At 66.0% G+C, this 18,402-nt stretch carries 22 protein-coding genes; 19 read left to right on the plus strand and 3 right to left on the minus strand.

The window, feature by feature from the left end:
- Positions 1–5: 5 nt before the first annotated feature.
- The 4 genes from ptsP (at position 6) to ASF79_RS13515 (ending at position 4,979) form a co-directional block, all read left to right on the plus strand.
- Entirely contained in the window at positions 6–1,658 is a 1,653-nt protein-coding gene (gene ptsP, locus ASF79_RS13500; RefSeq protein ID WP_055856167.1) for a phosphoenolpyruvate--protein phosphotransferase, read from the plus strand.
- A 65-nt stretch (positions 1,659–1,723) separates the two neighbouring features.
- The gene (locus ASF79_RS13505; protein WP_055855601.1) at positions 1,724–3,292 is read left to right on the plus strand and encodes a PTS mannitol transporter subunit IICB; all 1,569 of its coding nucleotides are present in this window, start codon (positions 1,724–1,726) and stop codon (positions 3,290–3,292) included.
- A 104-nt stretch (positions 3,293–3,396) separates the two neighbouring features.
- Positions 3,397–3,834, plus strand: a complete 438-nt coding sequence (locus ASF79_RS13510) for a PTS sugar transporter subunit IIA (RefSeq protein ID WP_055855604.1) — start codon at positions 3,397–3,399, stop codon at positions 3,832–3,834.
- Positions 3,831–4,979, plus strand: a complete 1,149-nt coding sequence (locus tag ASF79_RS13515) for a mannitol-1-phosphate 5-dehydrogenase (protein WP_055855607.1) — start codon at positions 3,831–3,833, stop codon at positions 4,977–4,979. The genes ASF79_RS13510 and ASF79_RS13515 overlap by 4 nt, the downstream gene beginning before the upstream one ends.
- Positions 4,980–4,984: 5 nt before the next feature.
- Here ASF79_RS13515 and ASF79_RS13520 read toward each other — a convergent pair whose 3' ends face one another.
- Positions 4,985–5,431 (minus strand): SRPBCC family protein, encoded by a 447-nt coding sequence (locus ASF79_RS13520; protein ID WP_055778057.1) that lies wholly within the window; start codon positions 5,429–5,431, stop codon positions 4,985–4,987.
- Between the two features lie 24 nt (positions 5,432–5,455).
- A complete protein-coding gene (locus ASF79_RS13525; protein WP_055855610.1) occupies positions 5,456–5,944 on the minus strand; it encodes a hypothetical protein in 489 nt (162 codons plus the stop codon).
- A 12-nt stretch (positions 5,945–5,956) separates the two neighbouring features.
- On the opposite strand from ASF79_RS13525, the gene ASF79_RS13530 reads away from it, so the two are divergent.
- From ASF79_RS13530 to ASF79_RS13550, 5 genes are read left to right on the plus strand one after another with little or no spacing between them, the layout of a single operon-like run.
- Positions 5,957–6,796, plus strand: coding sequence for a hypothetical protein (locus ASF79_RS13530; RefSeq protein WP_156366259.1), 840 nt, complete (start codon positions 5,957–5,959; stop codon positions 6,794–6,796).
- Positions 6,793–9,225 carry a PEP/pyruvate-binding domain-containing protein gene (locus tag ASF79_RS13535; RefSeq protein WP_055855616.1) on the plus strand — a complete coding sequence of 811 codons (2,433 nt, stop codon included), beginning with the start codon at positions 6,793–6,795 and terminating at the stop codon, positions 9,223–9,225. The genes ASF79_RS13530 and ASF79_RS13535 overlap by 4 nt, the downstream gene beginning before the upstream one ends.
- The gene (locus tag ASF79_RS13540; protein WP_055855618.1) at positions 9,212–9,826 is read left to right on the plus strand and encodes a CDP-alcohol phosphatidyltransferase family protein; all 615 of its coding nucleotides are present in this window, start codon (positions 9,212–9,214) and stop codon (positions 9,824–9,826) included. The genes ASF79_RS13535 and ASF79_RS13540 overlap by 14 nt, the downstream gene beginning before the upstream one ends.
- A complete protein-coding gene (locus tag ASF79_RS13545; protein ID WP_055855621.1) occupies positions 9,814–10,320 on the plus strand; it encodes a hypothetical protein in 507 nt (168 codons plus the stop codon). Before ASF79_RS13540 ends, ASF79_RS13545 begins: the two co-directional genes overlap by 13 nt.
- Positions 10,317–10,925 (plus strand): hypothetical protein, encoded by a 609-nt coding sequence (locus tag ASF79_RS13550; protein ID WP_055855624.1) that lies wholly within the window; start codon positions 10,317–10,319, stop codon positions 10,923–10,925. Before ASF79_RS13545 ends, ASF79_RS13550 begins: the two co-directional genes overlap by 4 nt.
- 29 nt (positions 10,926–10,954) lie before the next feature.
- Here the strand turns inward: ASF79_RS13550 and ASF79_RS13555 are convergent, their stop codons facing one another.
- Positions 10,955–11,518 carry a CDP-archaeol synthase gene (locus ASF79_RS13555; protein ID WP_055855627.1) on the minus strand — a complete coding sequence of 188 codons (564 nt, stop codon included), beginning with the start codon at positions 11,516–11,518 and terminating at the stop codon, positions 10,955–10,957.
- 165 nt (positions 11,519–11,683) lie between these two features.
- Here ASF79_RS13555 and infA point away from each other — a divergent pair, with 165 nt between their 5' ends.
- The 10 genes from infA to glmM all read left to right on the plus strand — a co-directional run bounded on the left by infA (position 11,684) and on the right by glmM (position 18,376).
- Positions 11,684–11,905 (plus strand): translation initiation factor IF-1, encoded by a 222-nt coding sequence (gene infA / locus ASF79_RS13560; protein WP_022883252.1) that lies wholly within the window; start codon positions 11,684–11,686, stop codon positions 11,903–11,905.
- Positions 11,906–11,990: 85 nt separating this feature from the next.
- On the plus strand, positions 11,991–12,107 hold the full coding sequence (rpmJ, locus tag ASF79_RS13565; RefSeq protein ID WP_044440044.1) for a 50S ribosomal protein L36: 117 nt from the start codon (positions 11,991–11,993) through the stop codon (positions 12,105–12,107).
- 145 nt (positions 12,108–12,252) lie between these two features.
- Positions 12,253–12,627 carry a 30S ribosomal protein S13 gene (rpsM, locus tag ASF79_RS13570; RefSeq protein ID WP_055778034.1) on the plus strand — a complete coding sequence of 125 codons (375 nt, stop codon included), beginning with the start codon at positions 12,253–12,255 and terminating at the stop codon, positions 12,625–12,627.
- Between the two features lie 51 nt (positions 12,628–12,678).
- Positions 12,679–13,077, plus strand: coding sequence for a 30S ribosomal protein S11 (gene rpsK, locus ASF79_RS13575; RefSeq protein WP_044440047.1), 399 nt, complete (start codon positions 12,679–12,681; stop codon positions 13,075–13,077).
- Between the two features lie 154 nt (positions 13,078–13,231).
- Positions 13,232–14,221: a DNA-directed RNA polymerase subunit alpha gene (locus ASF79_RS13580; protein WP_044440049.1), complete on the plus strand. Its 990-nt coding sequence runs from the start codon at positions 13,232–13,234 to the stop codon at positions 14,219–14,221.
- A gap of 57 nt (positions 14,222–14,278) precedes the next feature.
- Positions 14,279–14,827: a 50S ribosomal protein L17 gene (gene rplQ, locus ASF79_RS13585; RefSeq protein ID WP_055855630.1), complete on the plus strand. Its 549-nt coding sequence runs from the start codon at positions 14,279–14,281 to the stop codon at positions 14,825–14,827.
- Between the two features lie 92 nt (positions 14,828–14,919).
- Positions 14,920–15,765 carry a tRNA pseudouridine(38-40) synthase TruA gene (gene truA, locus ASF79_RS13590; RefSeq protein ID WP_055855633.1) on the plus strand — a complete coding sequence of 282 codons (846 nt, stop codon included), beginning with the start codon at positions 14,920–14,922 and terminating at the stop codon, positions 15,763–15,765.
- 207 nt (positions 15,766–15,972) lie between these two features.
- Complete coding sequence (rplM, locus tag ASF79_RS13595) at positions 15,973–16,419, plus strand: 50S ribosomal protein L13 (protein ID WP_044440054.1); 447 nt, start codon at positions 15,973–15,975, stop codon at positions 16,417–16,419.
- A gap of 50 nt (positions 16,420–16,469) precedes the next feature.
- Positions 16,470–16,970 (plus strand): 30S ribosomal protein S9, encoded by a 501-nt coding sequence (rpsI, locus tag ASF79_RS13600; RefSeq protein ID WP_044440056.1) that lies wholly within the window; start codon positions 16,470–16,472, stop codon positions 16,968–16,970.
- 41 nt (positions 16,971–17,011) lie between these two features.
- The gene (gene glmM / locus ASF79_RS13605) at positions 17,012–18,376 is read left to right on the plus strand and encodes a phosphoglucosamine mutase (RefSeq protein WP_055778026.1); all 1,365 of its coding nucleotides are present in this window, start codon (positions 17,012–17,014) and stop codon (positions 18,374–18,376) included.
- Positions 18,377–18,402: the final 26 nt, after the last annotated feature.

The raw sequence follows: 18,402 nt of genomic DNA on the forward strand, positions 1-18,402 counted from the left end.
GCGCCATGACGTACCAGGGAGTCGGAATCGGCCGCGGCATGGCGATGGGAACGGTGCTGCAGATGCCGGCTCCGCTGCCCGAGCCGCAGGATGCGCCGTCGACGTTGAGCGTCGATGCCGAGAAGGAGCGCGCCGCGGTCGCGCTGGCCGCCACGGCCGCAGGCATCCGCGCTCGTGGAGAGCGTGCCGGCGGATCCGCCAAAGACGTGCTCGAGGCCCAGGCGTTCATGGCCGAGGACCCGACGCTCAGCGACGATGTCAAGGCCCGTATCGACTCGGGCAAGACCGCCGAGCGCGCGGTGTTCGAGGCCTTCGCGAGCTTCCGCGATCTGCTCGTGAGCATGGGCGGCTACATGGGCGAGCGCGCGACCGACCTCGACGACGTCTCTCAGCGCGTCGTCGCTCAGCTTCAAGGCGTCGAGGCGCCCGGCGTGCCGGACCCCGATCACCAGTTCGTTCTCGTCGCGCGCGACCTCGCTCCGGCCGATACCGCCCTTCTCAATCTCGACAAGGTGCTGGGTCTGATCACGAGCGACGGCGGCCCCACGTCGCACACGGCGATCCTCGCTCGTGAGAAGTCGATCGTCGCCGCGGTCGGTGTGGCAGGGGCTCTCGACATCGCCAACGGCACGACCGTCATCGTGGACGCGTCGACCGGAATCATCACGGTCGACCCGGACGAGGACGAGCGCTTCGCGGCAAAGATGGCCATTCAGGAGCGCGCCTCCCTGGCCAACGCGCCGGTGGGTCCCGGGCGCCTCGCCGACGACACCGAGATCCCTCTGCTGGCGAACCTCGGATCGGCGGGTGGAGCGGAAGAAGCCGTGGAGCTCGGCGCCGAGGGCGTCGGCCTGTTCCGCACCGAGTTCCTGTTCCTCGACTCGGCGCAGGCGCCGACCGTCGAGGAGCAGCAGTCTCAGTACTCCGCGCTCTTCGCCGCGTTCCCGGGCAAGAAGGTCGTGGTCCGCGCGCTGGACGCGGGAGCCGACAAGCCGCTCAGCTTCTTGAACGACGCTCCGGAAGAGAACCCGGCGCTCGGCCTTCGTGGTCTGCGAGCTCTGCGGGCGAATGAGCAGATCCTGCGCGACCAGCTCACCGCCATCCGCAATGCCGAAGCCGAGAACACCGCCGACGTCTGGGTGATGGCGCCGATGGTGTCGACCCTCGAGGAGACCCGGTACTTCACGAGCATCGCGCGAGAGATCGGTCTGCAGACGGCCGGTGTCATGATCGAGGTGCCCTCGTCTGCCCTGCTGGCCGATCGCATCCTCGTCGACGCCGACTTCGCGTCGATCGGAACCAACGACCTGACGCAATACACGCTGGCCGCCGACCGCCTCCTCGGGAGCGTCGCCTCGTTCCAGGACCCGTGGCACCCCGCTGTGCTGCGGCTCGTGGGCGAGGTCGGCAAGGCCGGAGCCGCGCTGGGCAAGCCCGTCGGGATCTGCGGTGAGGCCGCGGCCGACCCGCTCCTCGCGGTCGTCCTCGTCGGCCTCGGAGCCACGAGCCTCTCGATGTCGCCCGCCGCGCTCGCGGACGTGCGCGCCGAACTGCGTCTCTACACGATCGAGCAGGCGCAGCACTTCGCCGAACTCGCTCTCAAGGCGAACAGCGCGATGGAGGCCCGCGCCGCGGTGTTCGCCAGCGCGTCCTCCTGACGTAACACCCGCACCACACCCCACCTGATCACACTCCCTCAACACAGAAACAAGGAGAAACACTCATGACGACGACGTCAGCCCCCGCCGCTACCTCGGGAGGTGCCCGCGTCCGCGTTCAGCGGTTCGGCACATTCCTCTCGGGCATGATCATGCCCAACATTCCCGCTCTCATCGCGTGGGGCCTGCTGACGGCCCTCTTCATCGATGTCGGCTGGCTTCCGAACGAACAGCTCGCGACCATCGTCGGGCCGTTCATCCACTACCTCCTGCCGATCCTGATCGCCTACACGGGCGGCCACATGATCTACCAGGTTCGCGGTGGTGTCGTCGCCTCGATCGCGCTGATGGGTGTCATTGGCGGATCGGACTACCTGATCGCGCAGATCAACGCCGCCGCACTGGCTGAGAACCCGGATGCATCCGAGCTCGGACAGGTGCACATGTTCATCGGGGCGATGATCATGGCTCCGATCGCCGCGTACTCGATGAAGTGGCTCGACGGCCTGTGGGAAGGCAAGATCCGTCCCGGCTTCGAGATGCTGGTCAACATGTTCTCGGCCGGAATCTGGGGCTTCATCCTGCTGATCATCGGGTTCTACCCGGTGGCCTACGTCATCAACGGCATCATGTCGCTGCTGAGCGGCGCCGTCGGATGGCTCGTCGACACGAACCTGCTGCCGCTCACGAGCATCATCATCGAGCCGGCCAAGGTGTTCTTCCTGAACAACGCGATCAACCACGGGGTCCTGACCCCGCTCGGCATCGAACAGGCCGCCGGCGAGAGCCACAAGTCGATCCTGTTCCTGCTCGAGGCGAACCCCGGCCCCGGTGTCGGCCTGCTGCTCGCGTTCGTCGTCTTCGGAATCGGCGCGGCTCGCGCCTCCGCTCCCGGAGCCGCCATCATCCAGTTCTTCGGCGGCATCCACGAGATCTACTTCCCGTACGCCCTGATGAAGCCGACCCTGATCATCGCCCTCATCGCGGGTGGTATGACCGGCGTCACCACCAACATGCTGATGGACTCGGGACTCCGTGCTCCTGCGGCCCCGGGAAGCATCATCGCGATCTTCGCGCAGACCGCGTCGGACAGCTACCTCGGCGTCGCGCTGTCGGTCATCCTGTCGGCGGCGGTCACGTTCTTCGTCTCGATGATCATCCTCCGGGCGAGCCGCAAGAAGGACCTCGCAGCTGAGGCCGCAGGTGAGGACGCCCTGGGTGCAGCCCTCGCGGCGAACGCTGCGAACAAGGGCGGCGAGAGCCGCGTCGGATCCCTCCTGGGCTCGGACGCGAGCACCTCCGCGGCCACGGCCGGTGGAGTGGCGACTGCCGCGAAGCTGGAGAACATCGTGTTCGCCTGCGACGCGGGAATGGGATCGAGCGCCATGGGAGCCTCCGTTCTGCGGAACAAGCTCAAGAAGGCGGGCATCACCGACGTATCGGTCAAGAACCTCGCCATCGCGAACCTGACCGACGACGTCGACCTCGTGATCACGCAGAAGGAGCTCACCGACAGGGCCCGGCAGAAGACGCCGAACGCCCAGCACGTCTCGGTCGACAACTTCATGAACAGCCCGAAGTACGACGAGGTCGTGAACCAGGTCGCCGCCCAGCACCCGCAGGACCAGGCGTAGCCTGTTTCTTCACCCCGGGTCCTCGTCCGTCGGAGCCCAGCTCCGGCGGACGAGGACCCGGAACCACACAATCGAAGCGTTACGAAGCGAGCGAAGAGGACGTCATGAGCGACAAAGTACTGGATCCCGAATCAATCAGCGTCAACGGCACCGCCACCACGCAGGAGGAGGCGATCCGCGAAGCGGCATCCATTCTCGTTGCCGCCGGCGCCGTGACCGACGGCTACGTCGACTACATGCTCGAGCGCGAGAAGAGCGTCTCGACCTATATGGGCAACTTCCTGGCCATTCCCCACGGAACGAACGAGGGCAAGGACACGATCCTGAACTCAGGTCTCTCGTTCGTGCGCTACGCGACGCCGCTCGACTGGGAGGGCAACGAAGTGCGCTTCGTCGTCGGTATCGCCGGCAAGGACAACGGCCACCTCGACATCCTCTCGAAGATCGCCATCATCTTCTCCGACGACGACGAGGTTCAGAAGCTTCTGGATGCGCCTGACGGCCCCGCACTCTTCGCTCTGCTCTCCGAGGTCAACGAATGAAGGCGGTCCACTTCGGTGCCGGCAACATCGGCCGAGGATTCGTCGGACTCATCCTGCACAATGCCGGTTACGAGGTCGTCTTCGCCGATGTGAACGCCGAGCTCATCGACGCGCTCTCCGAGACGCCGAGTTATCGCGTGCACGAGGTGGGTGCGGCATCGAAGACCTGGACGGTCGACAACTACCGCGCACTCAACTCCGCGACGCACGAATCCGACGTCGTGTCCGAGATCGCGTCGGCCGACATCGTCACCACGGCCGTGGGCCCGAATATCCTGCGCTTCGTCGCCCCGCTGATCGCCCGTGCGATCAACGAGCGCGATGACGCCCTGAAGCCGCTGGCGGTGATGGCCTGCGAGAATGCCATCAACGCCACGGACCTGTTGAAGCAGGAGATCGTCGCGGGTCTCGACGACGAGGCTCTGACAGCACTCGATTCGCGGGCCGTTTTCGCCAACACGGCCGTCGATCGCATCGTTCCGGGACAGGCGGCCGACGCCGGTCTCGACGTCACCGTCGAGGACTTCTTCGAGTGGGCCATCGAGGCGACGCCGTTCGGCGACGACCTGCCCGAGATCCCCGAAGCCCACTTCGTGGACGACCTGGCGCCCTACATCGAGCGCAAGCTGTTCACCGTGAACACGGGCCACGCCACGACGGCGTACTTCGGGTTCCTCGAGGGCGCGTCCACTCTGGCCGACGCCATGCGCAGCCCGGAGGTATTCGCCCGGGTCGCCGCGGTGCTCGACGAGACCAAGACCCTGCTCATCGCCAAGTACGACTTCGATCCCGAGGCGCAGGAGGCGTATGTGCAGAAGAATCTCACACGCTTCGCGAACCCGTTCTTGCCGGACACCCCTGCCCGCGTCGGGCGGCAGCCCGTGCGCAAGCTCGGCCGGCACGAGCGCTTCATCGGCCCGGCGGCCGAGCTCGCCGAGCGCGGCCTCGTGCCGGAGGCCCTGCTGGGCGCGATCGGCGCCGCGCTACGCTTCGATCTGCCCGAAGACGCGCAGAGTGTGGAGCTGAAGGAGCTGCTCGCCACGTCGTCGGCCGAAGAGGCGACGTCACACCTGACCGGGCTCGACGCATCCCACCCCCTCTACGCCCACGTCGTGCGTGTCGTCGAGCGGGTGCAGAAGAGCTAGTCGCCTCAGTCGTCGCTCTCGAGGATCAGCTTGAGGTTGTCGAACATCTGCTCGATCGTGTTCTGGTTGATGCGGTCGAGCAGAGCGGCGTTCACCACCTTCTGCAACACGGTCGGCTCGATCTCGTAGAGGATCTCGGTGGTGATGCGCGTGGTGCCATCGCCGAGGTCCTCGAACGTGTAGTCCCACGTGGCGTTCACATCACCGGTGAGGCGCAGGGTGACCTTCTTGTCGACGTCGAACGCGATGCCCTCGGCCTTGCCTCGAAGATCAGCACCCGCCATGTTGAAGCGCCAGTCGAACGTCTGGTCGACGCCGGCCTTCTCGGGCGTGATGTTCGTGTTCTCGTTGAGATTCGGGATGAACGCCGGGCCGTTCTCTGCGCTCGCGGTGTACTCGAACACCTCGGAGACGGGCTTGCGGATGACGATGAGTGCTTTGGCGCTGGCCATTGCGGTTCCTTCCTTCGTTGCCGGTCAGCTTCGACCGAGGGAGTAGTTCTGAACAGTCTTGCGTAACACGTTGCGGAAGAGGGCGATCTTTTTGAGGCCGGTCTCGTTCGAGGCGCTTACGCGAACCGTGACCGCCTGGATGCGGGGCGCGACGGTGCGCACGATCAGAGTCGATCGCTCGCCCATCACGAAGGTGCGGTCGTCGACGACCAGACGTTTGACGCGCACCATCGTCGATGCCTTGATCACGGCCGCCAGCACCTGCTTGGTCGCGAGTCCGACCACCAGCCAGGGCCTCCAGATGCGGGCGACGACCAGCTGCGCGACGAGCAACAGCAGCACCGGCAGCGTTCCGATGCCGAGAAACGCCACGGCTACAATGGCCAAGGCTCCCAGCGCGTAGGCCTCCGCCCCGCGGAGGAGAACGGGTCGGCGCTTCGCCAGGGGGAGAATCACGAGGTGCGCCAGGATCGCCACAACGGCGCCGAACGCACATACGGAGACGATGACCATCGGCACAACACTATGAGGGGCGCGTGGATTTATCTACGCGAGCGTTTTCCTCTTGCCCTCGTCGCCCTGATGTCGGCCGCCTTCGCCGCGGCGGCCCTCGGCATGTTCGGCCGTTCAGCCGGCGCGTACGCCGACGACGTGTGGACGTCCGCGATCCTGCTCTTCGTGATGTACCTCGCGCTCCTGCTGCGCTATCGGGTGACCGACGAATGGAAGGACTTCGCGCACGACAGTGCCGTCTATCCCGACCGGCCAGTGCAGCGCGGCGTCATCTCGCCTCGCGCCCTCCTCGGCATCGGCATCGGCGCTTTCGTGGCCGAATTGCTCTGCGCGATGCTGCTCGGCGGTGCTGTCGGTTTTCTTCTCTATCTCGCGGTTCTCGCCTACTCGGCTCTCACCGTATTCGAGTTCTTCGCGGGCGCTTGGCTCGAGCGGCACTTCACCCTGTCGTTCCTCCTGCACGAGGCGATCTACCTGCCCGTGTTCGCCTGGGTCGCCGTCGTGCTCGGCGCGGCCGCAAACTGGCAGACGGTCGCCGGCATCCTCGCGTGCACCGCGCTGTTCGTCTCGGTCGAGCTTGCGCGTAAGTTCAGCCCGCGTTTCGACACCAGCGGGGCGGTGGTGCTCGACACGTATTCTGCCGTCTGGGGGAGGGGCCGTACGCTGGGGGCGATGGTCATGCTGGTTGTTCTGAGTGGAATCCTCGCGCTGGCAGCGGGTGCGGGTGTCGCCTCGCCCGTGGTCGCCGCCGTCTCCGCTGTCGCCCTGTTGGTGCGTCCTGGGTCGGATCGCTGGGTCACCGCCGTCGTCGCCATTCACCTCCCGCTCCAGGCGGCGGCGATGCTCTCGTGAGCGCGTCGACCATCGTGACAGACTCGGCCGCGGCGTCCGGCCCCTCGATCGGCAGCAAGGCCCTCGGCCTTGTCGAGCTCGACCGTCTCTACCCGGGTCTCGTGCCCCCGTTCATCGTGCTCCCTCTCGGCGACCTCGTCGGGAACTGGCCGGGATTGCGTGCCGCGGCGCACGCGCTCGTCGCCGAGTACTGCGCCGGTGGCGTCGACGACGCGACGTACGCCGAGCGATCGGCGCGACTCGTCGCATCCATCGCCCTCGTCGACGATGTCGTCGACGCAGGCCTCGCGTCGTGCGGAGGCTGGGGTTCGGTCAGCGTGCGCACCTCGGCGCTCGCGGAGGACGGGGCGGAACACTCGTTCGCGGGTCAGTACGAGACCTCGCTCGATGTGGCGGTGCAGCGGAATGCCATCGGCGATGCGATCGTCACGTCGGTCGCCAGCCTGTTCTCTGCGCGCGTTGCCGCCTACGCGCGGGCCCGGGGCATCGCATCTCTCGACATCGGCGGATCGATCGTCGTGCAGCAGATGTTCGTCGGGACGACCAGCGGAGTGCTCTTCAGCGAGAACGGCCGCGGCGAGCTCACGCTCGCCTGGACCCCGACCGCCCGCAACACCACCGTCGAGGGTGAGAACGCCCTCGAACTGCGCGCGTCCAAGGTCGCCGACTGGCCGTCCGGCCTTCCCGCACCCGTGCGGCTGCTCGACATCGCGATCGAGAGCGAGGCGCGCAACCGTCGACCGGTCGACATCGAGTGGGCCGCGCGCGGAAACCGACTCGCCCTGCTGCAGCTGCGCCCTCAGACCACGGTCGCGCTCGACTACGAGCTGGCGTGGGACTGCACGAACATCGCCGAGAACTATCCCGGCATCACGCTGCCGCTCACCTATTCGTTCATCCGAGGCCTCTACTCGCGCGTCTATCCCGCGTTCTTCCGCAAGCTCGGGGTGAACCAGAAGGTGTTGGATGCGAAGCAGCAGGTCTTCCGCAACACCCTCGGCTACCTCGGCGGGCACGTCTACTACCAGATCGACAACTGGTACGAGATGGTGCGACTGATTCCCGGGCCGAGCAGCAATCAGGCGTTCTTCTCCGCGATGCTGCAGCCTCAGCGCACTCCCGGCGACGCCCCGCGGCGTCGCCTGGGCCTGAGGGGTGCGATCACCATGGCCCCGCTCGTGGGCAGGCTCGGGTTCCTTCTCCTGCGGTCGAATTCGATGTCGCACGGATTCCGTCGCACCTTTCAGAAGCGTCTGAAGAGATTCGAGGCCGTCGACTGGAACACGCTGCAGGCCGACGCGATCCTCTCGACACTCGAGACGATGCGCAGTGAACTGCTCACCCTGTGGGCGACGCCCGTGTTCAACGACCTGCGCGTCATGATCTTCCACGGGCTGCTCAAGACCTACAGTTTCGGGCCGGAGCAGCACGCCGACTACCTCGGCTACCTGCACGGGCTCAGCGACAGGGCGTCGATCGCGCCCCTCACGGCGCTCGGCGTTCTCGGCAACCAGCTGCGCGAACGCCACGGCGACGCAGCGACGGCCGAGGGCATCCTGTCATCGCCCGACTGGACGGCGACGCGCGCGCTGGTCGACGACTATCTCGCGCGCTTCGGCGGGCGGGCGCCCGACGAGCTGCAGCTCGAGAACCCGCGCCTCGCCGACGACTACGGCTCGCTTCTCGCGCTGGCGCTCGGCACCGATCCCGCGGGGCGGCCGCCCGTGGATGCCTCGGCCCGGTCGATCAAGGGCCGGTTCGGCACGCGGTTCATCGGCCGCAATACCCGCCAGGCCATCGACTGGCGGGAACGGTTCCGGTTCAACAGGGCCCAGGTCTACGGTCTCGCACGCGCGGCGTATCTGGCGCTGGGGCAGCGGCTGGTCGACGCCGAGATGCTCGAGGCGGCCGACGATGTGTTCTGGCTCACCGAGCAGGAGCTCGACGAGGCCGTATTCGGCCACGCGTGGAACTCGGATCCCCGCGCGACGGTTGCCCGGCGCAGGGGGGAATTCGGGGCGTTCGAGCAGCGCTCGCTGGCGCGTCGGGTCGTGGGCTCTGGTCTCATCGCGCCTGCCGAGCTGCGCGACGACGAGCAGCGGTCGGCCTCGGGCATGGCAGCGGGCATGGGTGTGTCCCCCGGAATGCTCACCGCGGAAGTGATCGTCGTGCACGCGTTCGATCCGACCATCGACGTGCGCGGCAAGATCCTCGTGACGAGTCATATCGACCCGGGCTGGACACTTCTGTTCGTGCAGGCCGCCGGTGTCGTGACAGAGCGAGGCAACGCGCTGTCCCACGTCGCGATCATCGCCCGAGAACTGGGCATGCCCGCGGTCGTCGCTGCAATGGGCGCCGTCGACGCGCTGAGCACGGGGCAGGTCATCACGATCAACGGAACGACGGGGGACATCGATGCCGCGCTCTAGTTACTGGCTGAAAGCCATCGGGCCGGCGGGTGCCGTGTCTCTCGCCAGCCTCCTCGCGGCATGGGTGGCGATCGGCCTCGCCGTATCGGGCTCGCTCCGCGTGAGTGTTTTGTTCGCCCTGGGGGCATTCCTGCTCGACATGCTCGACGGCTTCGTCGCCCGCCGTCTCGGGGTCTCGAGCGAGTTCGGGCGACAGCTCGACAGCTTCATCGACGTCATCAACTACTCGCTCTACGCCGCCGTGCTCGTCGGCTTCCACATCATTCCGGGCGTGGCGGGCTGGGCTCTCGGCTTCGTGATCGTGGCCACCGGAATCCTGCGGCTCATCCGGTTCAACATCGAAGGATTCACCGACGACGAGCCCATCAAGTACTACCGGGGCATCGTGGTGTGCCATCTGTCGCTCTGCGCGATCGTCTTCCTCATTCTCACGGAGCTCTGGCCCGACGCCGGGTGGCTGCCGTGGGTGGCGGCGGCGGCGCTGATCGTGCTCTCGATCCTGCAGCTCTCGTTGATCCGCATCCGCAAGACCGGGCGGCAGATCTGGTGGGCGGCCCTCGTCGTGCCGTTGGCCGTCGGCTCGCTCCTGTGGTTGACGTAGCCACGTCGTTCGCGGCAGAGCGCCACGGTGCCCTCGCCGACGAGATCCGATCGATCGCCCGTGCGCATCCCGAGGTGTCGGAGCGGAGCGCCCGGCAGCTCCGTCGTGCGTTGCGCGGGCGACGCCTCGCCGTCGCGACGGATGACGGGCGCGTGGTGGGCTGGTTCCTCTCCGAGCCGGGCGCGGGGGGCGCGCACGAGCTCGGCTATCTCTTCGTCGAGAGCCGGTTGCGCAAGGGCGAGATCTTCGACCGGATGCTGGCGCAGCTTCTCGAGATCGACAGGCACGCCGTCGCCGTGACGTTCAGGCCCGGTTTCGCCGACTGGCTTCAGCGGTCATACGGGTTCGAGCGGGCGAGCATCGGGCGCGTGATCGCACTGTCGCACGGTACTTTTCTGCTTCGTCGACTCAGCCCCGTGCGACTCGCGGCTGTGGCTCGGCACACCAGCGAGGCCGCGCCCATCTATCTCACCTGGACGAGGCCCGGACTGTGAGCGGGCTGTCTGGCGCCCTGGTCTTCGGCGCGGCCACCGTGGGGCTCGCCGCGTCGTTCGTCGTGCTCGAGCGCCTCGTGCGAACCCGGAACGTTCCGACGGAGATCACTCGTCGCGTCGCCCACGTTCTCGCCTGTCTCTTCGCTCTCCTCGTGCACGTCGTCCTGCCGTTCTGGCTCTTCATCGTGTGCTCGGTCGTCTTCGCGGCGCTCATGTGGCTCTCGCGGCACTTCCATGTCTTCACCTCGATCCACAAGGTTCGTCGCAGGTCACTCGGTGACGTCTACCTGCCCCTGGGAATCGGGGTCGCCGCCCTCCTCGGCGGGAGCGACGCCGCGGTCTTCGTGGCGGCGGTGCTCATTCTGGGCCTGGCGGATGTCGCCGCCGGGCTGGTCGGCGACTACCTGCGCTCGAGTCGCAAGACGTGGTGGGGTTCCGGGGCCTTTCTCGGGGTGAGTGTCATCGCGCTCGCCCTCTGCGGGTTCGGCCTCGTTCCCGTGATCGTCGTCGCCCTCCTCGCCACGGCGACGGAGCGCTACTCGCCACTGGGCACCGACAACATCAGCATCCCGCTCGTCGCGGCGGCACTTCTCGCCGTTCTGTGACTCGCGCGGTGATCGAGGGTCGGCGCGGATCAGCGCGACTTGAGTCGCAGCCGGTGCATCGCGACGTCGGTGCCCGCGTGCACCGCGACACCGACCAATGCAGTGGCCGCGACGAGCAGGGGAGAGGAGCCCAGAGCGATGAGAAGCACCGACACCGCGACGATTCCATCGGCGAGGTCGGCCGCCCGCTGCACCGGTCGCCACCTCGACGTCGTCTCGGTGCTCGATGCGATGCCGACGCGTCTCTTGACGAAACTGTTCAGCAGTTCGCCGACGACATAGACAAGGCCGAGCAGGAATCCGATCGCGACGGATCGAGGCCCTCGCAAGACCGGCGCGACCCATTCGCCCAGGTCGGGATGGCCCAGGATTCCCGCAACGATCATCGCGCCACCGACGTAGATGACGACGCCGAGCCAGGTCTTCGTGGGGCCGAAGAGCGGGCGGCCGTCACGCCACATCGCGTCGGCATCGAGTGGAACGGCGAGCCGTCGCATCCACCCCTTCTTCAGCACGACGATGAGCATCACTCCGGGCACGAGGACGATGGCGAGCAGCGAGGCGAGTTGGGAGGCGAAGACGAGGGCGGGCATCCCCTGAATCGTACCGGGAGCGACTTGCCAGAAAGGCTCATATCACCTAAGCTCGATCTTTGGTGTTTGTACGCCCTTTTCGGCGTGCCGCGTTCGGGTCTTTCTCGGCGCGATCACCCATCCAAACGCACGACCAGCAATCAATAACTTTAGCGATAGTGAGTAATGGCCAAAAAAGACGGTGTCATCGAGATCGAAGGCGCAGTGGTCGAGGCTCTGCCCAACGCGATGTTTCGTGTTGAGCTGACCAACGGACACAAAGTACTCGCCCACATTTCGGGCAAGATGCGTCAGCACTACATCCGAATCCTCCCTGAGGACCGGGTGATCGTAGAGCTGAGCCCATACGACCTGACCCGCGGTCGGATCGTCTACCGCTACAAGTAACGCTCATTCGAGCGATGTTGATCGCTGGAAAGTAACGGCCCGGGGCATCCCCCGGGTACGAAGACAGCGAAAGCAAGGAATCACCATGAAGGTCAACCCCAGCGTCAAGCCGATGTGCGAGCACTGCCGGGTCATTCGTCGCAACGGCAACGTGATGGTCATCTGCAAGAGCAACCCGCGCCACAAGCAGCGCCAGGGCTAAGCAGCCAGCTCCACCCGTTTCACCCTCATAACACAACAGCAGAACCAGATCCGATCGGCCGAGAGGCTGATCGGGGACACCCGCGGTCGGAGGCCGCGGCACCGGTTCTGCTGCAGACCTCCACTCACCAACAGGAGCCACCACCATGGCACGTCTAGCAGGCGTAGACATTCCGCGCGACAAGCGCGTGGAAGTCGCACTCACCTACATCTACGGAGTCGGCCGCACCAGTGCGCTGAAGACTCTGGCCGACACCGACATCTCGGGCGACATCCGAGTCAAGGATCTCAGCGATGACCAGCTCATCGCGCTGCGCGACTACATCGAAGGCAACTTCAAGGTAGAAGGTGACCTTCGTCGCGAGGTCGCAGCAGACATCCGCCGCAAGGTCGAGATCGGAAGCTACCAGGGTGTCCGTCACCGTCGTGGCCTGCCCGTTCACGGACAGCGCACCAAGACCAACGCTCGCACCCGCAAGGGCCCGAAGCGCACCGTCGCCGGCAAGAAGAAGGCCCGATAGCGAGAGGCCCCAGAGCCTCACGCATCGCCATAAACGTTTTAGGAGAAAACAATGGCAGCACCAAAATCGGCCGCTCGTAAGCCGCGTCGTAAAGAGAAGAAGAACATCGCCGTGGGCCAGGCCCACATCAAGTCGACGTTCAACAACACCATCGTCACCATCACCGACCCCCAGGGTGCTGTGCTGAGCTGGGCTTCGTCGGGAACCGTCGGCTTCAAGGGATCGCGTAAGTCGACTCCCTTCGCCGCGCAGCTCTCCGCCGAGTCGGCCGCGCGCCAGGCTCAGGAGCACGGCGTCAAGAAGGTCGACGTCTTCGTCAAGGGACCGGGATCGGGTCGCGAGACCGCCATCCGCTCGCTGCAGGCCGCTGGCCTCGAGGTCGGATCGATCAACGACGTCACCCCGCAGGCGCACAACGGTTGCCGCCCGCCGAAGCGCCGTCGCGTCTAACTAAGCCAACCGCTGATCGGAGAACGAGGCTCGTGCCTCGTTCTCCGATCTCCGGGTTGTACGTGGTTTCATAACTCAATAACCAGCCGGGCCCGCCACCCGGTTGTCACTGCAAGGTGTCATATAGCGGACATCTGGCCGAAAGGAATCAATAGTGCTTATTGCACAGCGCCCCACGCTCACCGAAGAAAACATCTCCGAATTCCGCTCGCGGTTCGTCATCGAGCCCCTGGAACCCGGTTTCGGTTACACGCTCGGCAACTCGCTTCGTCGCACCCTGCTGTCGTCGATCCCCGGAGCCGCTGTCACCAGCATCCGTCTCGACGGCGTTCTGCACGAGTTCTCGACGATCCCCGGTGTGAAAGAAGACGTCACCGAGATCATCCTGAACATCAAGGGACTGGTCGTCTCGAGCGAGCACGACGAGCCGATCACCGCCTACCTGCGCAAGCACGCGTCGGGCCAGGTCACGGCTGCAGACATCTCGGCCCCGGCCGGTGTCGAGATCCACAACCCCGAGCTCGTCATCGCGACGCTCAACGAGAAGGCGAAGTTCGAGCTCGAGCTCATCATCGAGCGCGGTCGCGGCTACGTCTCCGCCACTCAGAACCGCAGCGAGTTCTCCGAAGCCGGCCAGATCCCGGTCGACTCGATCTACTCGCCCGTGCTCAAGGTGACCTACCGCGTCGAGGCGACTCGTGCCGGTGAGCGCACCGACTTCGACCGTCTGGTCGTCGACGTCGAGACGAAGAACGCCATCACGCCGCGCGACGCCATCGCATCGGCCGGCCGCACGCTGACCGAGCTCTTCGGCCTCGCCCGCGAGCTGAACACTGCCGCAGAGGGCATCGAGATCGGCCCCGCGCCGGTCGACGCCGTCCTCTCCAGCGAGCTCGCTGTTCCGATCGAAGACCTCGACCTGAGCGTGCGTTCGTACAACTGCCTCAAGCGTGAGGGAATCAACACGGTGAGCGAACTGGTCGCCCTGAGTGAGACCCAGCTCATGAACATCCGCAACTTCGGACAGAAGTCGGTGGATGAGGTCAAGGACAAGCTCGTTGAGCTTGGCCTGTCGCTGAAGGACACGGTTCCCGGTTTCGACGGAGCCCACTTCTACGGCGGCTACGACGACGAGAACATCTAGTCGCGCGCTGTACGTCGACACGAACCTACTTACCTGAACTGATTCTGGAGAAACACCATGCCTAAGCCCACCAAGGGACCCCGTCTCGGTGGCGGACCGGCGCACGAGCGCCTGCTGCTCGCCAACCTGGCTGCCGCCCTCTTCACCCACAAGAGCATCAAGACCACCGAGACCAAGGCCAAGCGCCTTCGTCCGGTCGCCGAGCGCCTGATCACGTTCGCCAAGCGCGGAGACCTGCACGCTCGTCGTCGCGTCCTCGGCGTCATCGGCGACAAGAGCGTCGTGCACGAGCTCTTCACCGAGATCGCTCCGCTCGTCGCCGAGCGCGAGGGTGGCTACACCCGCATCACGAAGCTCGGATTCCGCAAGGGCGACAACGCTTCGATGGTTCAGATCGAGCTCGTGCTCGAGCCCGTCGTGAAGACGCCGTCGAAGTCCAAGTCGAAGAAGGTTGCCGACGCTCCCGTCGCAGCCCCTGTCGAAGACGCACCGGTCGACGAGACCGAAACCGTCGAGCAGAGCGCACCGATCGAAGACGAGGTCGTCACCGACGCCGCCGCCGAGGTCGAGGCCGACGCCGCCGACAAGGCCGACGACACCAAGTAGTCAGCACCAGCTGAGAACGCCCCGCCATCCACTCGGATGACGGGGCGTTCTCGCGTTCTATGCTCGTAGACACGACCGACCGGAGAACCGTTATGACGCTCATCCCGAGTGCCGAAGAGCTCATTCGTGTTCGCCTGGGCATCTCCTACGACGGCACGGCATTCTCCGGTTGGGCGAAGCAGCCGACTCTGCGCACGGTGCAGGGTGTTCTCGAGGACGCTCTCGACACCATCTACCATCGCCACGGGCCCGCACCTTTGCTCGTGGTCGCCGGTCGAACGGATGCCGGGGTGCACGCCACGGGGCAGGTCGCCCACCTCGACCTGACGCCGGCCCAGGCCGGTCGGGTTGCGCCAGCGGCTCTGGCTCGTCGTATCAACGGCGTGCTCGGTTCGACATCGGATGTCGTGGTCACCTCGAGCGCGCCGGCCGACGAGCACTTCGACGCACGGTTCGCGGCGACGTGGCGTCGCTACGAGTACCGTCTCGCCGACGCGTCGACCGAGCGCAATCCGCTGGAGCGCACGTTCACCGCCGCGTACACGGGCTCCCTCGACGTGGATCTGATGCACGCTGCCGCGCAGAGCCTGCTCGGCCTGCGTGACTTCGCCTCGTTCTGCAAGCCGAGAGAGGGCGCGACGACGATCCGTTCCCTGCAGTCCTTCACCTGGCAGCGCGATGACGAGGGGGTACTGGTGTCGAGGCTGCAGGCCGACGCGTTCTGCCACAGCATGGTGCGGGCCCTGGTGGGGGCGTGTGTCGCAGTGGGGGAGCGGCGTTTCGACACGAGCGAGCTCGTCTCGCTGAGCGACGCCCTCGAGCGCACGAGTGCGTTCAAAGTCATGCCGGCGCGCGGCCTGATCCTGCGCGAAGTGGGCTACCCCGAGGCATCCGGTCTCGCAGACCGTGCCGTTCAGACTCGCGCCAGACGGGCGTGAACCGGGCCGAGGAGTCGCGGCGAGGGCACAAATAGGCTAGTGTCGATTCTTGGTGTCCACGCAGCTTCGTGTGGCGCCCGAACTTGAGCCCTCCACGGGCCGCGTTCCCGGGCTTCTTGCCCGTGGTCGACTTCAGTCGATTGAGGAACACGCCACCGGAGTGGGATTTCACGGACTCCTCATTTCGACAAAGAAAGCAGTAATACTGTGACGCGCACTTATTCCCCCAAGATCAGCGAGGTCACCCGTAACTGGGTCATCATCGACGCCGAAGACGTAGTCCTCGGCCGCCTCGCCAGCCACGCAGCGGTCATCCTCCGCGGCAAGAACAAGGCCACCTTCACCCCCCACATGGACATGGGTGACTTCGTCATCATCATCAACGCCGAGAAGGTCGCCCTCACGGGTAAGAAGCTCGCGCAGAAGTTGGCATACCGCCACTCGGGTTACCCGGGCGGACTGTCGTCGGTGACGTACGCCGAGCTCCTCGAGAAGAACCCGACTCGCGCAATCGAGAAGGCTGTTCGTGGAATGCTCCCGAAGAACTCGATCGGTCGCGCCCAGCTGACGAAGCTCAAGGTGTACACCGGCTCCGAGCACCCTCACGCTGCCCAGCAGCCGACGCCGTACACCCTCGACCAGGTCGCCCAGTAGCGACCGGCCCAGACACTTCTTCTAAGACAAGCTAAGGATTCGTAACCATCGTGGCGAAGATCGCAGACCAGATTGACGTTGCTCCCACCGAGGAGCAGCAGAGCTATTCCACCGAGACGCCCGCCGAGGCAGCCGCACAGGCCGCCCCGCGCCCCGCGCTCACCGTTTCGGGCGCGGCCGTCGGCCGCCGCAAGCAGGCCATCGCCCGCGTGCGCCTCGTTCCCGGTGCCGGCACCATCACGGTCAACAGCCGTGAGTTCGCCGACTTCTTCCCGAACAAGCTGCACCAGCAGCTGATCACCGACCCGTTCAAGGTGCTCGACCTCCTGGGCAGCTACGACGTCGTCGCGAAGATCTCCGGCGGTGGCCCCTCGGGCCAGGCCGGTGCTCTGCGCCTGGGCATCGCTCGTGCGCTGAACGAGATCGACGAAGAGAACAACCGCGCGACGCTGAAGAAGGCGGGCTTCCTCAGCCGCGATGCTCGCGTCAAGGAGCGCAAGAAGGCCGGTCTCAAGAAGGCCCGCAAGGCTCCTCAGTTCTCGAAGCGCTAATCGCAGTCGTCCGTCGACTGCTCTAAAAAGACAGCACCACAATGCCTCCCCGTCTGTTCGGCACAGACGGCGTTCGCGGACTCGCGAACGCCGATCTCACCGCCGACCTCGCACTCTCTCTCGCTCAAGCCACCGCGGTGGTCCTCGGCCAGGGGCGCAGTGCGGCCGCTCGCGCGGCGACGGGGAGGCGTCCTGTTGCGGTGGTCGCTCGCGACCCCCGCATCTCGGGCGAATTCATCTCCGCGGCGGTAGCGGCCGGTCTGGCGAGTTCCGGCGTCGATGTGCTCGACGCGGGGGTCATCCCGACGCCCGCGATCGCGTTCCTCATCGCTGACATCGATGCCGACTTCGGCTTCATGGTGTCGGCCTCGCACAATCCGGCTCCCGACAACGGCATCAAGATCTTCGCTCGCGGCGGCACCAAGCTGCCCGACGAGGTCGAAGACCGCATCGAGGCGGCGATGTCAGGCCCCAAGAAGGCTCCCACGGGCAAAGACGTTGGCCGCATCCGCCGATTCGCCGATGCCGAGGACCGCTACGTGGTCCACCTGCTTGCTAGCCTCCCGCATCGCCTCGACGGTCTGCACGTCGTTCTCGACTGCGCCAATGGCGCCGCGGCGGGCGTCTCGCCCCAGGTCTTCACGGATGCGGGTGCTCGCGTCACCGTGATCGGTGACGATCCAGACGGCCTCAACATCAACGACGGTGTGGGCTCGACCCACCTAGACAAGCTCGCCGAAGCGGTTCTTCTGCACGGCGCCGACGTGGGTATCGCTCACGATGGCGACGCAGACCGCTGCCTGGCGGTCGACCGTGACGGAAAGATCGTCGACGGCGACCAGATCATGGCGATCCTCGCGATCGGCATGAACGAACGGGGCGCGCTGCGCGACAGCACCCTCGTGGCCACGGTCATGAGCAATCTGGGCCTGCTGGTGGCCATGCGCCAGAACGGCATCGAGGTCATCCAGACCAGTGTCGGCGATCGCTACGTCCTCGAAGAGATGAACGCCCACAACTACTCGCTGGGTGGCGAGCAGTCCGGTCACGTGATCATGAGCGACTTCGGCACGACGGGCGACGGCATCCTCACCGGCCTCCATCTCGTCGCCGAGATGGCGTGGCGCGGCAAGACGCTCGCCGAACTGGCCGAGGTCATGACGGTGTTCCCGCAGATCATGGTCAACGTCAAGAATGTCGACCACCACGCCGTGCACACAGACGAGGTGCTCGCCGAGGCCGTGCGCAGCGCAGAAGCCGAACTCGGCGACACAGGTCGTGTGCTGCTTCGCAAGTCCGGCACGGAGCCGCTCGTGCGTGTGATGGTCGAGGCTGCCGATCAAGGCACGGCAGATCGCATCGCGCACTCACTGGCCGACGTCGTTCGCGACCGCCTCGGTCTCTGAACCTGCGCCCGGCGTAGCCTGGCGTG

Origin of the sequence: Agreia sp. Leaf335, from assembly GCF_001423605.1 — a bacterium.
GTDB lineage: Bacteria > Actinomycetota > Actinomycetes > Actinomycetales > Microbacteriaceae > Agreia.